This is a genomic window from Haemophilus paracuniculus, assembly GCF_002015115.1.
GTDB lineage: Bacteria > Pseudomonadota > Gammaproteobacteria > Enterobacterales > Pasteurellaceae > Haemophilus_E > Haemophilus_E paracuniculus.
The window spans coordinates 59,981-73,820 of the sequence record NZ_MUYA01000005.1; the positions used below are offsets into that span (position 1 = coordinate 59,981).

The 13,840-nt window shown below is 46.1% G+C and carries 17 protein-coding genes and 1 pseudogene; 2 read left to right on the top strand and 16 right to left on the bottom strand.

Going from position 1 to position 13,840, the window contains the following annotated elements; all coding sequences use genetic code 11:
- Positions 1–52: 52 nt before the first annotated feature.
- From B0187_RS04675 to B0187_RS04685, 3 genes are all read right to left on the bottom strand, one after another.
- On the bottom strand, positions 53–799 hold the full coding sequence (locus tag B0187_RS04675) for a uroporphyrinogen-III synthase (protein WP_078236706.1): 747 nt from the start codon (positions 797–799) through the stop codon (positions 53–55).
- A 1-nt stretch (position 800) separates the two neighbouring features.
- Positions 801–1,730 (bottom strand): hydroxymethylbilane synthase, encoded by a 930-nt coding sequence (gene hemC, locus B0187_RS04680; RefSeq protein WP_078236707.1) that lies wholly within the window; start codon positions 1,728–1,730, stop codon positions 801–803.
- Between the two features lie 111 nt (positions 1,731–1,841).
- Positions 1,842–2,465: a histidine phosphatase family protein gene (locus tag B0187_RS04685; RefSeq protein ID WP_078236708.1), complete on the bottom strand. Its 624-nt coding sequence runs from the start codon at positions 2,463–2,465 to the stop codon at positions 1,842–1,844.
- A 47-nt stretch (positions 2,466–2,512) separates the two neighbouring features.
- Between B0187_RS04685 and B0187_RS04690 the strand changes: the two genes are divergently transcribed.
- The gene (locus B0187_RS04690; RefSeq protein WP_078236709.1) at positions 2,513–3,145 is read left to right on the top strand and encodes a TIGR01621 family pseudouridine synthase; all 633 of its coding nucleotides are present in this window, start codon (positions 2,513–2,515) and stop codon (positions 3,143–3,145) included.
- Positions 3,146–3,214: 69 nt separating this feature from the next.
- On the opposite strand, the gene relB is transcribed toward B0187_RS04690, so the two are convergent.
- The 4 genes from relB to B0187_RS04710 all read right to left on the bottom strand — a co-directional run bounded on the left by relB (position 3,215) and on the right by B0187_RS04710 (position 5,870).
- Complete coding sequence (gene relB, locus B0187_RS04695; RefSeq protein ID WP_078236710.1) at positions 3,215–3,526, bottom strand: type II toxin-antitoxin system RelB family anti-toxin transcriptional regulator; 312 nt, start codon at positions 3,524–3,526, stop codon at positions 3,215–3,217.
- Positions 3,523–3,891, bottom strand: a complete 369-nt coding sequence (locus B0187_RS04700; RefSeq protein WP_078236711.1) for a type II toxin-antitoxin system RelE/ParE family toxin — start codon at positions 3,889–3,891, stop codon at positions 3,523–3,525. The genes relB and B0187_RS04700 overlap by 4 nt, the downstream gene beginning before the upstream one ends.
- Positions 3,892–3,988: 97 nt before the next feature.
- Positions 3,989–4,810: a 5'-nucleotidase, lipoprotein e(P4) family gene (locus tag B0187_RS04705; RefSeq protein WP_078236712.1), complete on the bottom strand. Its 822-nt coding sequence runs from the start codon at positions 4,808–4,810 to the stop codon at positions 3,989–3,991.
- A 31-nt stretch (positions 4,811–4,841) separates the two neighbouring features.
- The gene (locus B0187_RS04710) at positions 4,842–5,870 is read right to left on the bottom strand and encodes a glycosyltransferase family 9 protein (protein ID WP_078236713.1); all 1,029 of its coding nucleotides are present in this window, start codon (positions 5,868–5,870) and stop codon (positions 4,842–4,844) included.
- Positions 5,871–6,051: 181 nt separating this feature from the next.
- Between B0187_RS04710 and argG the strand changes: the two genes are divergently transcribed.
- The gene (gene argG / locus B0187_RS04715; RefSeq protein ID WP_078236714.1) at positions 6,052–7,383 is read left to right on the top strand and encodes an argininosuccinate synthase; all 1,332 of its coding nucleotides are present in this window, start codon (positions 6,052–6,054) and stop codon (positions 7,381–7,383) included.
- 58 nt (positions 7,384–7,441) lie between these two features.
- Here the strand turns inward: argG and B0187_RS04720 are convergent, their stop codons facing one another.
- The 9 genes and pseudogenes from B0187_RS04720 to B0187_RS10185 all read right to left on the bottom strand — a co-directional run.
- Entirely contained in the window at positions 7,442–8,035 is a 594-nt protein-coding gene (locus B0187_RS04720; RefSeq protein ID WP_078236715.1) for a PM1805 family lipoprotein, read from the bottom strand.
- 53 nt (positions 8,036–8,088) lie between these two features.
- A complete protein-coding gene (locus B0187_RS04725) occupies positions 8,089–8,577 on the bottom strand; it encodes a PM1805 family lipoprotein (RefSeq protein ID WP_078236716.1) in 489 nt (162 codons plus the stop codon).
- 122 nt (positions 8,578–8,699) lie between these two features.
- Positions 8,700–9,884, bottom strand: a complete 1,185-nt coding sequence (locus B0187_RS04730) for an FAD-dependent monooxygenase (protein ID WP_078236717.1) — start codon at positions 9,882–9,884, stop codon at positions 8,700–8,702.
- Between the two features lie 79 nt (positions 9,885–9,963).
- Positions 9,964–10,824: an RNase adapter RapZ gene (rapZ, locus tag B0187_RS04735; protein WP_078236718.1), complete on the bottom strand. Its 861-nt coding sequence runs from the start codon at positions 10,822–10,824 to the stop codon at positions 9,964–9,966.
- An 11-nt stretch (positions 10,825–10,835) separates the two neighbouring features.
- The gene (locus tag B0187_RS04740) at positions 10,836–11,369 is read right to left on the bottom strand and encodes a PTS sugar transporter subunit IIA (protein ID WP_078236719.1); all 534 of its coding nucleotides are present in this window, start codon (positions 11,367–11,369) and stop codon (positions 10,836–10,838) included.
- Between the two features lie 44 nt (positions 11,370–11,413).
- Positions 11,414–12,139 (bottom strand): LPS export ABC transporter ATP-binding protein, encoded by a 726-nt coding sequence (gene lptB / locus B0187_RS04745; protein WP_078236720.1) that lies wholly within the window; start codon positions 12,137–12,139, stop codon positions 11,414–11,416.
- 9 nt (positions 12,140–12,148) lie between these two features.
- Positions 12,149–12,682, bottom strand: a complete 534-nt coding sequence (lptA, locus tag B0187_RS04750) for a lipopolysaccharide transport periplasmic protein LptA (RefSeq protein WP_078236721.1) — start codon at positions 12,680–12,682, stop codon at positions 12,149–12,151.
- 18 nt (positions 12,683–12,700) lie between these two features.
- Positions 12,701–13,309: an LPS export ABC transporter periplasmic protein LptC gene (gene lptC, locus B0187_RS04755; protein ID WP_078236722.1), complete on the bottom strand. Its 609-nt coding sequence runs from the start codon at positions 13,307–13,309 to the stop codon at positions 12,701–12,703.
- Between the two features lie 403 nt (positions 13,310–13,712).
- Positions 13,713–13,840, bottom strand: a pseudogene (locus B0187_RS10185) (IS110 family transposase); the annotation flags it as partial.

A 13,840-nucleotide genomic window follows, 5' to 3' on the forward strand; every position in this document is an offset into this window, starting at 1 on the left:
ATTCCCCCGTGAGTTCCACTCAGCGATAATAAAAATGAAAGTGGGATTGTTCCTAACCGCAAAGGGTTTGAAACAGCGTTTGATTATCCGCTTTTTCGGCGATAATCAGTTTATCTTTGTGCCAGCCCAGCAGTTGAGCCAAATTCGCAAGTCGATTGCCCACCACCAGCAAACGACACTCAAACAGCCATTGCTGATCGACTGGGTCGGTCTGCTCAATTAAAGTGGTTAAAATTTCGCCACTAGTGGCGATAATGGTATCCACCCCTGCCCGCTTGGCGAGGCTGAGTTTTTCCGATAAATTTTCATCGGTGAGCTGACGGCGGTAACATTCCAAATACTGCACCGCAGCCCCTCGCTGGCTGGCTTGTTCCGCAAATAATTCTCGCCCAAAATCCGCTCGCAAAATCAGAATATTTTTCTCGCTTAACTGCTGCATTTCGGGCAACTCTAACAACCCTTCGCTATTTTCCGAAAAAATCGGATAACGCACCGCTTGTTCCGCCGCCGCCGAAAAATAACTCGCAGTCGCACTGCCTACCGCAAAATAGTGCAAATCATTGCGAAAATGAAATCCCGTTTGGCGTAAGGTTTCCACCGCATAATCCACCGCGTGGCGGGAAACGGCAAACACATAATCCCCTGCGTTCAAACGAGCAAGTGCCGAGGGCAGTTGAGGTAATTCTGTGCCAGCTTCAATGGTAAAGAGCGGTTGATGCACCGCAAAAATGCCGTGCTGACTAAGCTGTTCGACCAACTCACGCCCCCGTTGTTCAGGGCGAGTAACTAACACATTCATTTTATTGCTCTTGATACACTTCGGCGAGGATTTTATCCGCCCCTTGCGAAAGTAGCTGCTTCGCCACCGCAACGCCAAGTTGTTCCGCTTTGGCTTTCGGGGCTTGGGCGGTGGCTCGGATAATGGTTGAGCCATCTAATGAACCGACCAATGCGGTTAAAGTGAGCTGATCATTTTCGAGGGTGGCAAATCCACCAATCGGCACTTGGCAACCGCCCTGCAAATGGGCGTTCATCGCCCGTTCCGCCTGCACGCAACAAGCGGTCGGTTCATGATTTAATTTTGCCAGATAGTTCAAAACCCGTTGATCGTTAAGGCGAGTTTCAATCCCCACCGCCCCTTGCCCTGCGGCGGGCAAGGAATTTTCTGAGGCGATAAAGGTACGAATCCGATCTTGTAACCCTAAACGAATTAACCCTGCGGCGGCTAAAATAATCGCATCATAGTCGCCATTATCAAGTTTACTTAATCGCGTCCCAACATTGCCTCGCAGGGATTTAATCGTCAAATGCGGATATTTATTCATCAATTGGCATTGGCGGCGTAAACTGGACGTTCCCACCACTGCCCCCGCAGGCAGGGCATCTAAATCGGCATATTGATTTGATACGAACGCATCACGCGGGTCTTCCCGCTCGCAAATGGTGGCAAGCCCTAATCCCTCTGGAAAGGTCATCGGCACATCTTTCATTGAATGAACCGCAATATCCGCCCGATTTTCTAATAAAGCGAGTTCTAACTCTTTGACAAATAAGCCTTTTCCACCAATTTTCGCCAATGGCGTATCCAAAATAATATCGCCTTTGGTTACCATTGTAACTAATTCAACGCTCAATTCAGGGAAATGCTTTTCTAATTCAGCCTTAACAAAATTCGCCTGCCAAAGTGCCAATGGGCTTTGACGGGTCGCAATGCGGATCGTCTCTTTCATTCAAAAATATCGTTCACTCAAAAATGGCGTTATCCTACCACTATTTAAGCGATCTTCCAAAAAATCTAACCGCTTGCAGGGCGGAAAATTGAAAATTTACAATCGAGCGAGCTACGCCAAATGCTCAATTTGATTAAACTGCACCAAATCCGCTGTGCCGTTTTCGACTTCCACCACGTTAATCGCCGTGTTTAGCACGAAACTATGTTTTTCTTCATCACGGAAATCGTGCCAACTTAGCCCTTTCAGCACCGCCGTTAAGAGGGTAAGGGTCATTCCGTGCGAAACGATCAAGATATTTTCGCCCTCTTGATGTTGCCCGACAATCTGCCAAAACGCCTGTTGCACCCGCTCGGCAAATGCCGCCATTGTTTCGCCGCCGTTGGATTTGGCTTGATATTCGGCAGGGGTTTTCTTCATCGTCCAGTATTCTTCGTTGTCGTAAAGATCGACCGATTTCTGCCCTTCCCACGAGCCAAAATCCAGCTCGTTCAAGCCTTGATGATGAAAATGGGGAATTTGACGCTCGCCCAAAATATAATTCGCCGTGTCCTGAGCCCGTTTGAGCAAGCTCGAATAACAAGCGGCAAACGGCACCTCTGCCAACGCTTGCCCCGTTCGCTTCGCCCCCTCAATCCCCTCTGCGACAAGGGGCGAATCGTCCGAGCCTTGCAAACGCCCCTCTAAATTCCATTCCGTCCGCCCGTGGCGAATCAAATAAACGGTTACAGCCATTTTGGTTTCCTTTACAATAATCCTAAAAATAGTGAGAGTATAGCAAAATGCCAGCCCCTTTTCCCCTCTGTTATCAACATAATGATTTTGTGATCATCAATAAACCCTGCGGAATCAGCGTCCACAAAGACGACAACGACATCGGCTTAACCACCGCCCTCGCTCAACAGCTCGGGGTGGAACAGGTTTGGCTGGTGCATCGGCTAGATAAAATGACCTCGGGCTTGCTGATGCTCGCCCTCAATCGGGAAAGTGCCAAAACCTTGTCGCAAATGTTTGCTGACCACCAAATTCAAAAGACCTATTGGGCGTTGTCGAACCACAAGCCGAAAAAGAAGCAGGGCAAAATTGTGGGGGATATGGCACGTAGCCGAAATGGGGCGTGGAAATTGTGCAAAAGCCTTGAAAACCCTGCGATTACCCAGTTTCATTCGGTGTCGATTGAACCTAAACTACGCCATTTTATTCTGCAACCCAAAACAGGCAAAACCCACCAACTGCGAGTCGCAATGAAAAGCCTCGGCAGCCCCATTCTCGGCGACCACCTCTACCGTGGCGACCCCGCCGACCGCCTCTACCTACACGCCCACCGCCTTGATTTTTACTACCAAGGGGAAAATATCAGCGTAACTTGCGAGCCTACAAGCGGTGAGTTGTGGGGGAAGATTTGCCGACCGTAAATTTTTAAAAATCCTCCCCCTTGTCGATTAAACTTGGGGCAACAAAAAAGCGACCGTGGTCGCTTTTTATTAGGCAATAATTTCAATCCCTTTATGTTGAACTAAGGTCAGCAATTTTAGTGCTGCACCACTTGGCTTTTTCACGCCACGTTCCCATTCAGAAAGTAAATTTTTGCTAATGTTAAGATAATTCGCAAAAACCGCTTGGGAAAAATTCTCTTTTTCACGAATCGCTTTTATTTCTTCGGGCAAAAGTGGAGTAACGGGGGTCAGGCACGATTTATCAAACTGTTGCATTGTTTTTTTGCTGATCGCACCGCTTTCATATAAATCCACCGCATTTTCGTGGATCATTTGAGCAATTTCACTGTTATATTTCATTTTTTCACCTCAATTAAAACGCCTTTTTCGATCAAGGCTTCAATTTGTTCAGGGCTAAAACTGGCGTATTGTTTGGCTAATAATTTCAATGAAAATAAATCACTTTCGGCGATATTTTCTTTTTCATTTTTAGCAAAACCGACCACAAAGAAGTGATTGTCGTTGATTTTATAAAAAATCAAGGTGCGATAACCGCCCGATTTGCCTTGACCTTGCCTTGCGACACGCTGTTTAATGATATTGCTACCTAAATCGGCATCAATTAAGCCTTTGTCTGCCCGTTCAATCGCCTCAATTAAGAGGCAATCATCAATCTGCTGTTTGGTGGCAAATTTCGCAAAAGCCTTTGTTTTAAAAATTCTCATTTTGCCCTCTGTAATGCTTAGCGTGATAGTATGGAATTTATCTAGGCTTGTCAATTAACAAAAAAGGTCGCCCTAGCGACCTTTCTATTTTTGGAAATTATTTTCCGTCCCACGCTTCAATCACGCTGTTGCGGATATTGACACGGCTTTGGGCGTTGCCCTTGTAGTAGTCTTTCGCCATTCCTGCTTCCCAGTCGCCGTAGTTCGGGTTAGGTAGCACGATGAATTTTTTGCCGAAAGCCTGTTTGTTTTGCTCTACGAATGCTTTGCGTTCTGCGTTGGATTTTTTGTAGGTCGCATCGCCGAAATCGTTGAGGTTATCGCCCACATAAAGCACGATTTCGTAACCCTGTTTTTCGATCTCTTCAAAGCGAGGAGTTTTGTTCGATTTCTCTTTTTTGAGGTAAAGCACTTCTTCGCTCGCCCCGTTAAAGCCGAGTTTTTTCAAATCGTCTAGGGTCGCTGCTTTTTCACCGTCATCTTTGCGGTTGGAAACGTAGAACACTTTACCACCTTTGGCGTTTACATAGTTGTTGAACTCAACCGCCCCAGCCACCGCACGGGTTTGGCGAGCGTTTACCCAACGCGTCCAATCTTTGCCGTCAAACGGCTTGTTATTTTGGATTTGCCAACCTGCGTAAGGGCTGTTGTCCATCATTGTTTCGTCTAAATCGACCACCACCGCTTTTTTCTTGCCTTTTTTCACTTTGGCTTGATCAAAGGCGGTTTTGGCGGTGTTGAACGCTTGGTAGGCAAGGGCTTGATATTCGCCCGACTGCTGCACCCAGTTCACGCCGAGTAAGGCGTGTTGCTGCAATTTTGCATCGGCAGCGACGTTCGGATCGGATTTTTGCGTAGAACAACCCGCTAGCAGTAATGCAGAAGTAATCGCAAGGGTAGAAAGTTTTAACATTTTCATTGGAAAGCTCCTTTTGGTTGATAGAAATTCGTTATTGCCACATTTTTCGCACAAACGGGATAATTTGTTGCAAGGCGTGCGGAATGGAAATCAAGGTTAAATTCATTTGCGAAGCTTTGTCCGTTGGCGGGCAGAACGCAATATGTTTGTGAGCTTCGTTGATCGGCTGCCAACGGCGTGGGATCGCCGAAAGGCGGCTCGGATAAAAACCTACGGTCGGCACATTTAACGCACCGCTGATGTGCAACGGCCCTGTCGAGCCTGCAATAAACAGATCCGCACACGCCAGAGAACGGCTGAAATCCGCCAAGCCCTCGTTTTTGTCGTAAACCACCACATTCGGATTTTTCACCAAATCCGCCAGTTGTTGAGCCTTTTCCCCCTCGCCTTTGCCCGCGGTTAGCACCACGTTGCAATCAAATTCGTTCAAAATGCCGTTAATCAACTCGGCATATTGAGCAAGGGATAAATTATTTGCCGACCCGCCCGTGCTGCTATGCACAAACAGCCATTTTTTATGACGAGAAAGCCCAAGCTGCGAACTTAATTTTTGTTTTTGAGCTTCAATTTGAGTCGGTTCAAATTGCAAATAAGGCGGTTTCGGCTCAACAATCGGCAGATTGTGCTTCCGCAAAAAGGCTCGCACTAAATCTAAATTATATTCAAATTCCGCCTTTGCCGATTGGGAACGGCGTTGGGTGAGGCGATGATTATAGAGAAATTGGAACAATTTGGTGGCGGGGGCGAGGCGATGAGGAATGCCACTGAGAAACGTCAGTTTGGCGTTATACCAATCGGACACAAAACAGATCACCCCATCAAATTTTTCGGATCGCACCGCTTGTAACACTCGCTTTTGCTCACTTTTATCTTTTTTGTCGTTCGCATCTAAAATAATGCGATCAATCGAGGGGCAAAGTTCGGCGAGGGGGGCGGTGTAAGACGGCACGAGAGCGGTAATTTCCACATTCGGCAAGGATTGTTTCAACATTGTGAACGCAGGAAAACAGACCATAAAATCGCCGATTTTGTCGTTGCGGATCACGAGGATTTTTTTCATTTTCACCCAATTTCTAAAATTGCAAAATTGGGCGATATTCTAAATCACTCACCCGAAATTTCAACTTTCCTTACAAAATCATTGGTTTAATAAATTTTCGTGAATTTTCCGCCCTTTTTCGGTAGAATATGCCTATTTTTCGGTGGGCTATGCCCGTTCATTTTTTAACTTAGGAATTGATATGTCAGCAACCATTTTAGAAACCTTACCACTTGGTCAAAAAGTGGGGATCGCTTTTTCGGGCGGTTTAGATACCAGTGCAGCCTTACTTTGGATGCGTAAAAAAGGGGCAGTGCCTTACGCTTACACCGCGAATTTAGGTCAGCCAGATGAAGACGATTACAACGCCATTCCGAAAAAAGCGATGGAATACGGGGCGGAAAATGCCCGCTTGATCGACTGCCGTAAACAGCTTGCCCACGAGGGGATTGCGGCAATTCAATGCGGTGCGTTCCACATTTCAACGGGCGGAATGCCTTATTTCAACACCACCCCACTTGGTCGTGCGGTAACTGGCACAATGCTCGTGGCGGCGATGAAAGAAGATGATGTGAACATCTGGGGCGATGGCTCAACCTTCAAAGGCAACGACATTGAGCGTTTCTACCGCTATGGTTTATTAACCAACCCAAAATTAAAAATCTACAAACCTTGGTTAGACCAAACTTTTATTGATGAATTGGGCGGTCGTCAAGAGATGTCAGAATTTTTGATCGAAAATGGCTTTAACTACAAAATGTCGGTGGAAAAAGCCTACTCAACCGACTCAAATATGCTCGGTGCGACCCACGAAGCAAAAGATTTGGAAGAATTAAGCACCAGCGTCAAAATCGTCAAACCAATTATGGGCGTGGCGTTCTGGGACGAAAGCGTAGAAATTAAACCTGAAACCGTCAGCGTAACCTTTGAAGAGGGCGTGCCAGTGGCGTTAAACGGCAAACGTTTTGACGATGCGGTAGAATTGATCCTCGAAGCGAACCGCATCGGCGGTCGCCACGGTTTAGGAATGACCGACCAAATCGAAAACCGTATCATCGAAGCCAAATCTCGTGGTATTTACGAAGCCCCAGGAATGGCGTTATTGCACATCGCCTACGAGCGTTTGGTAACGGGCATTCACAACGAAGATACTATTGAGCAATATCGTATCAACGGCTTACGGTTAGGTCGCTTGCTCTATCAAGGTCGCTGGTTCGATCCACAAGCGTTAATGTTGCGTGAAACCGCTCAACGTTGGGTGGCACAAGCGATTACCGGCACAGTAACCCTCGAACTTCGCCGTGGTAACGATTACTCAATCCTCAACACCGAATCACCAAACCTCACCTATGTGCCAGAGCGTTTGAGTATGGAAAAAGTGGAAGACGCACCGTTTACCCCAGCGGATCGTATCGGTCAGCTCACAATGCGTAACCTCGACATTGTGGACACCCGCGATAAATTAGCGATCTACACCGAAACGGGTTTACTCTCTGTGCAAAACAACGTCATCCCACAACTTGGCAAAAAATAAGCTAATATATAAATAAAAAGCTGAGTATTTACTCAGCTTTTTTATTTGGATTTAAAAATTATTTTTGCGTAGGCTCTGTTGATGCAGGACTTACTTCCGATTGTGGAACATATGGGGCAGATTGAGGTGCTGGACCATATTTTTGGTTGAGTTCTGCTTCAATCGCTTGCCCTTCTTTTGCTGCTTGTTCCAATTTAGTTTTGAGGTCGTTAAAGGCTTTGTGGGCTTCTTGGCTTGGGTTTTGGGTGAGTTTTTCGCCCTCAACCACTAATTCCGCCCCTAAGGACATTACCTCAATCACTTTCTCTTTAAGGGTGTTTACCTTTGGATCTTTGATGTCTAAGGTTGCCGCGCTGGCTTTGATGTTGTTAATCGCCCCTAATAAGGCTTGGTCGATTGCCGTTTTTAGGGCTTTGGCATCGTTTTTATCCACGTTCGCCACCGCTGAAATGGTGCTGTCGTTCAAGGCTTTTTCTTGCACCGCTTGCCATTCGAGGAATTTTTTATAATCCTCGGCGGTGGTGTCTTTGTTTTCAACGGTTTGAGTAGTTTCTGCTTTGGCAGGGGTTGAGGTGGTGGTTGCAGGTTTGTCGCCACAAGCACTTAATACTAGGGCGATTAAAGCCGCCACGCTTAATTTAATCAGTTTCATTTTTTATCCGATAAAAAAGTTAGGGCAAGCCCTAACTTTTTGTTTTTGTTGAATTATTTGATGCCTAATTTCGCTTTCACATCCATTTCTGCTTTTGCCGCAGCTTGGATAAATTCCGCTAATTTTTGGCTTTTCTCTTGCACTTTTTTCTCAGCTTCTGCTTTTTCTTCTGGATTTTGTGCTACGGCAACGTCCACTTGGGCAATCATTGATTCCGTGCCATATTTTAAGGCTTCTTTGGCTTTATCCGCTAAACCTTTCACTTCTTCACTTTTGAAGTTTAATTTATCTAAGCCTTTGATTGATTGCTCTAATTTATCAGCGAAGTTTTTCACCGCTGCTTTTGCTGCTTCCGCATTCTTGCTTTCGATTGCTGCGTTGAATTGTTGCTGAAATTCCGCTTGTGCCGCGTTACGGGTGGTTTCTAAACTTTGTGTCCACGTTTGGAATTGGGTAAATTCTGCTTTTGGATCAGCTTTGTTACAAGCGGTTACGCTTAATGCTAAAAGTGCAACTGCACCTAAGGTGGCTAATTTTTTCATTTGATTACCTCTGTTAGATGAAAAATACCCTCAAAATAAGGGGTGCTATTTTACGGGCTAATAGACCGATGCCCCAGCGATTAGTTCAGAAAAATGATGTAAATGGTTAAATTTGCAACAATTTAAATCCCAACCGCCTGTTCGATCAGCCATTTTTTGACAAATGGCAGTTGGTTGGTGGCGGATAACCCCACCCCTCGCAACAATTTTTTGAGAGGGAAATCGCCACTAAATAGCTGTTTTAGGGCTTCCATTGCGGTTAAAACTTTCACCGCTTCCGCTTTGCGTTGCCGCTCAAAGGCACGCAAATGGCGATATTCGCCGATGTCTTGCCCTTGTTGATGAATGCGTTTAATTTCATTCGCGAGGCAAATCGCATCAGCAAAACCTAAGTTTACCCCAAGCCCTGCAAGGGGATGAATGGTGTGAGCCGCATCGCCGATTAACGCTACTCGATTTTGGGCGAAATCCCGTGCGTAGCGTGCCGTAAGGGGGTAAATCGCCCGTTCGCCCTGCACTTCGCACAAGCCAAGCCGATTATCAAACGCCACGGTGAGGGCTTGATTAAAGGCTTGTTCATTGATTTTCGATAATCCTACCGCTTGTTCGGGCGGCAGCGACCACACAATCGAACATTGATGCGGATCGGGCAGCGGCAAAAACGCCAAAATGCTGTCAGGGGCGAAAATTTGGCGAGCCGTTTGTTGGTGTGGCTCGGCGGTTTTCACATTGCAGACCAACGCCGTGTGCTGATAATCACGGGAAGTGAGGGGGATTTTAGTTTGATTTCGCACCCACGAATTTGCCCCGTCCGCCCCGACCAGCAGTTTCGCCGACAACATTTCGCCGTTATCAAGGGTGAGAAAAACACCGTTATCGCTAATGCCAAGGCTTTGTGGCGTGGCGTAAATAAATGCCACATTCGGCTGTTCGCTCACGGTTTGCCAAAGGGCGTGCTGAATTTGTTGATTTTCTAAAATAAAGCCGAGTTGATCCAAGCCCAGTTGCTGAATGGCAGGATCGTGATTATCAAATTCAATGTTGGCAAAGCTGTCTTTTTCCCACACGAACATTTTTTGATAAGGGGAACGGCGTTCGAGCTGGATTTTTTCAAACGCCCCAATTTCGTTGAGCATCTGCTCGCTTCGGGCGTTGATCGCACTCACTCGGTTAGAAATTTGGCTCAAATCCCATTGCGGTGGGGCTTTTTCGATGATTGTGAGCTGGCAAGCGGTGTTTTTGAGCAAGCCCGCCAATGCCAGCCCGACCATTCCGCCCCCGATGATGATAATATCTGTTGATTTCATTCTTTGAGATCTCTTTGGCTAAATGCAAGCGGTCGGATTTCACGAAATTTTGTACAATCCGACCGCTTGTTTTACCTTTTTAACTATGAGGTTTGTGATGTTTTTCTAAACTTCGATGGCGAATTTGGATTTGCTTGCCACGGCTAGCGAAATACTTCGCCAGTTGCTCGGTAATAAAGACCGAGCGATGTTTGCCCCCCGTGCAACCAATTGCAATGGTAAGGTAGCTACGGTTATTTTTTTCCAACATCGGCAGCCACATTTCCAGATAATTGCGGGTGTGGTAGATAAAATTATGCACTTCCGTTTGGCGTTCTAAAAAGTCGATCACGGGCTGTTCCAAGCCTGTCATCGGGCGAAGTTCGGGATTCCAATGGGGGTTCGGCAAAAATCGCACATCAAACACATAATCCGCATCGGCTGGCACGCCATATTTAAAACCGAAGGATTCAAACACAATCTGCAAGTTTTTTTCCGTTGAACCTTGTAACAAGCCACGCAGATTTTCGGCGAGTTCGTGTGCAGATAAATGGGTAGTGTCGATAATGTAATTGGCGTGGGCGAGTAGCGGATCGAGTAATTTACGTTCAAGATCAATCGCACTTTCTAAGGAAAGATCTTGGTTAGAAAGGGGGTGCAAACGGCGGGAATCGCTATAACGGCGGATCAGCCCGTTACGTTCGCAATCAAGGAAAATCAGTTTGGTGTTGAATTTGGCAAGTTGATTGAGCAGATCATCAACGGATTGGGCGTTTTCGGGCAGGTTGCGAATATCAAGGCTGACCACCGCCGAGCGGTTTAAACCCGCCAAATATTCGGCAAGTTGCGGAATTAGGGGCAATGGAATGTTATCAACACAATAATAGCCCACATCTTCTAAGGCTCTTAACGCCACGGATTTACCTGAACCTGAATGTCCGCTGATGATGATCAGTTCCATTTTTCCCCCAACTATTTGTGTTCACTGTTTGAGTCGTTTTCGCTTTCTTCAACTTGCCTGTCGGCATATTCGAGTAATTGCCAAATTTCTTCCGCATTTTCAGCGTTGCGTAGCCGTTTGAGTAGCGATTTATCGCTTAACTTTTGAGCAAATTGCGGTAAGCAATCTTTGTAAATCGCACAACTGCCCTCGGGGAACATTACCGCATAGATCAAATCAACCTCTTTGTGATCGGCGGATTCAAAATCAATCGGGGTTTCCAACTGCAAAAATACCGCCACGGGCTGTTCTAATTGAATATGCTCGTTGAGGGGCAATTTGGCGTGGGGCAACGCCACACCGTGATTTAGACTAGTTGAGCCGAGTTTTTCCCGTTTAAACAAATTACCAAAACATTCCACGGGGCAAATGCCCTGCTCGCAAGCGGTCTGATTATTTAAAAATTCCGCAATCATTTTGCCCGCCAGTTCCAACGCACGTTTTTTGCTGGACACCACCACTCCGTGGCGGATATTTTCTGGCACAAGAAATTGAGTGAGTTTCATAGCTATTTTGTTCCCCATTTTCCTAACGGAATTTGGGGAAATCATTAGAGTTTAAATTGATCGCCGAGGTAAACTTCTTTTACTTTCGGGTTGTTCAACACTTCCGCAGGCGATCCGCTGGCGATCATCTCGCCGCTACCGACAATATAAGCACGTTCACACACATCAAGGGTTTCACGCACGTTGTGGTCGGTGATTAACACGCCCAAGCCACGATCTTTGAGATTGACAATGATCTTTTTGATGTCGATCACCGAGATCGGATCAACCCCTGCAAATGGCTCGTCCAGCAAAATAAATTGCGGATTGGCGGCTAAGGCACGGGCAATTTCTACACGGCGACGTTCGCCCCCCGATAGGGCTTGACCGAGGCTATCACGGATATGCTCAATATGAAATTCGGCGATCAGCTCGTCCGCACGGGCTTTACGTTGTTTATCATTCAAATCTTTGCGAACTTGCAACACCGCCATTAGGTTATCGTAAACGCTCAAACGGCGGAAAATCGAGGCTTCCTGCGGCAAATAGCCGATGCCTGCTTTGGCTCGGTCGTGCATCGGCAAGACGCTGATGTCTTGATCATCGATCCGAATTTTGCCTTGATCGTGGCGAACCAATCCCACCACCATATAGAAAGTGGTGGTTTTGCCCGCCCCGTTAGGCCCAAGCAAGCCAACGATTTCGCCCGCTTTCACATTAAGGCTCACATCTTTGACCACTTGACGGCTTTTATAACTTTTCGCTAAGTGTTCTGCATAAAGCGTTGGCATTGCTAAACCCTATTTTTTCTTTTTACTGCTTTTGGCTTTGGATTTGTTGTTATCTTGTAATTGGTTAGGAATTAACACGGTTTTTACACGGTTTTTCCCACCGCTTGTGGCTTTAAGTTGTTGTTTTTTCACATCATAAGTGATTTTGTTGGCGCGAATAAAGCTATCAAGCTGTTTTAATTCCGCGTTGCCGGTCAAAATCAAATACTCGGCGTTCAAATCGTAATTAACGCTGTTCCCTTTACCATTCACAGGCTTGCCGTTATCCAAGGTTTGTTGGAATGTAACAGGCGAACCCGCCGCATCAATAATCTCTTTTCTGCCCTCTTGACGGGTAATAGTTACACGATCAGCCGTTACACGAATCGAACCTTGCGTGATTAACACGTTGTCAGAAAAAACCACCACATTGTTGGTCATATCGAGGGATTGACTGCCTGAATCAATGTTGATCGGCTGATCTGTGTCGCCCGTTAAGGCTTGTGCGGAAAGGCTTACGCCCAATAATGCGGTTAAAAGCAATGATTTCATTTTGATTGACATTTTGTATCCTTAATCAAATTATTTTGATAAATCAGTTTGTTCATTAGGGGCTTTCTGCTGAATCACAGTCGGCTCAATATAGGTTTTCACGTTTTTGGTTAGGGTGGCGACTTGCTGTTTCAAATTGCCTTTCAGCCCCGTTCCCGTGGTGGTAAAACCCAACCCGAGGGTTTTCACTTCATCATCGGTGTAAACATCGTGGGTGTTCAAGTTTACCGTCAAAGTTTCCGTTTCAATTTTTTGCAATTTGGACGCTTTATCCAACGCCTGCAATTTAATGTTGCCCGTGAGGGTTAAGATATTTTCCTTATTGATTTCCGCTTTATCCGCCGTTACCTGCCACATTTTTACCGCCGTTTCCTTATCAAACAGGTTTAATAACGGCTTTAAAAACTCGGTACGCTCGGTGGCATCAAAACGTTTAATATCTTCCGCCAACGCAAAATATTGCGGCTTGCCCTGCACATCGTAAATGGTGGTTTCCATTTTTTTACCCGTAAACTCAGGGCTACCCTCTTTCTTAATCAACTGTTCCAAACCCGTTTTCTCAGAGGGCTGCTGACTGAAATACCACCCTGCCAACACAGCAACAATCGCCAGTAAAATAAGATTTAATCGAAGATTCATATTATTTCATCAATAAAAAATTGTCGCAGATGATACCACAAATTTCGTGAAAAACGGCAAATAATCTTGTGAGTTCCTACTTTCTTTGCTTCGCCAAAGAAAGTAGCAAAGAAAGGCGACCCCGAGCATTTTGCTGATGTTTCGCTTGTTGCTAATTTCTGCGGTCAATTTGTAAACTCGCCAGCAAGCTGGCTCAAACAGTACAAATTGACCTTGAAATTGACGAAACCGCTCAACGCAAAATGACGGGGAAGCCCCCTTCGGTCTCGCTTTGCTCAACCACTTCCCCCGCAAGCGGGGGCAGATCTGGTTTTGTGGTAGGTTTAAGATCTGCCCCCGTTACGGGGGAAGTACCCTGCGTAGCAGGGGGTAGCAACTGTGTTCCCTAAAAAAATCTACCTTACTATCCCGCGGATAAATGATAGCTCGCATCCCATTTTTCATTGCGTTTGACCAACGCATTCAGAATGGTCAGCAACTTCCGCATACAGGCGGTGAGGGCAACTTTTTTCGGTTTGCCTCTTGCCAACA

Excerpts from the sequence above, each read along its gene's own strand:
- B0187_RS04675 (WP_078236706.1), bottom strand. The coding sequence starts at position 799 with ATGAATGTGTTAGTTACTCGCCCTGAACAACGGGGGCGTGAGTTGGTC.
- hemC (WP_078236707.1), bottom strand. The coding sequence starts at position 1,730 with ATGAAAGAGACGATCCGCATTGCGACCCGTCAAAGCCCATTGGCACTT.
- B0187_RS04685 (WP_078236708.1), bottom strand. The coding sequence starts at position 2,465 with ATGGCTGTAACCGTTTATTTGATTCGCCACGGGCGGACGGAATGGAAT.
- B0187_RS04690 (WP_078236709.1), top strand. The coding sequence starts at position 2,513 with ATGCCAGCCCCTTTTCCCCTCTGTTATCAACATAATGATTTTGTGATC.
- relB (WP_078236710.1), bottom strand. The coding sequence starts at position 3,526 with ATGAAATATAACAGTGAAATTGCTCAAATGATCCACGAAAATGCGGTG.
- B0187_RS04700 (WP_078236711.1), bottom strand. The coding sequence starts at position 3,891 with ATGAGAATTTTTAAAACAAAGGCTTTTGCGAAATTTGCCACCAAACAG.
- B0187_RS04705 (WP_078236712.1), bottom strand. The coding sequence starts at position 4,810 with ATGAAAATGTTAAAACTTTCTACCCTTGCGATTACTTCTGCATTACTG.
- B0187_RS04710 (WP_078236713.1), bottom strand. The coding sequence starts at position 5,870 with ATGAAAAAAATCCTCGTGATCCGCAACGACAAAATCGGCGATTTTATG.
- argG (WP_078236714.1), top strand. The coding sequence starts at position 6,052 with ATGTCAGCAACCATTTTAGAAACCTTACCACTTGGTCAAAAAGTGGGG.
- B0187_RS04720 (WP_078236715.1), bottom strand. The coding sequence starts at position 8,035 with ATGAAACTGATTAAATTAAGCGTGGCGGCTTTAATCGCCCTAGTATTA.
- B0187_RS04725 (WP_078236716.1), bottom strand. The coding sequence starts at position 8,577 with ATGAAAAAATTAGCCACCTTAGGTGCAGTTGCACTTTTAGCATTAAGC.
- B0187_RS04730 (WP_078236717.1), bottom strand. The coding sequence starts at position 9,884 with ATGAAATCAACAGATATTATCATCATCGGGGGCGGAATGGTCGGGCTG.
- rapZ (WP_078236718.1), bottom strand. The coding sequence starts at position 10,824 with ATGGAACTGATCATCATCAGCGGACATTCAGGTTCAGGTAAATCCGTG.
- B0187_RS04740 (WP_078236719.1), bottom strand. The coding sequence starts at position 11,369 with ATGAAACTCACTCAATTTCTTGTGCCAGAAAATATCCGCCACGGAGTG.
- lptB (WP_078236720.1), bottom strand. The coding sequence starts at position 12,139 with ATGCCAACGCTTTATGCAGAACACTTAGCGAAAAGTTATAAAAGCCGT.
- lptA (WP_078236721.1), bottom strand. The coding sequence starts at position 12,682 with ATGTCAATCAAAATGAAATCATTGCTTTTAACCGCATTATTGGGCGTA.
- lptC (WP_078236722.1), bottom strand. The coding sequence starts at position 13,309 with ATGAATCTTCGATTAAATCTTATTTTACTGGCGATTGTTGCTGTGTTG.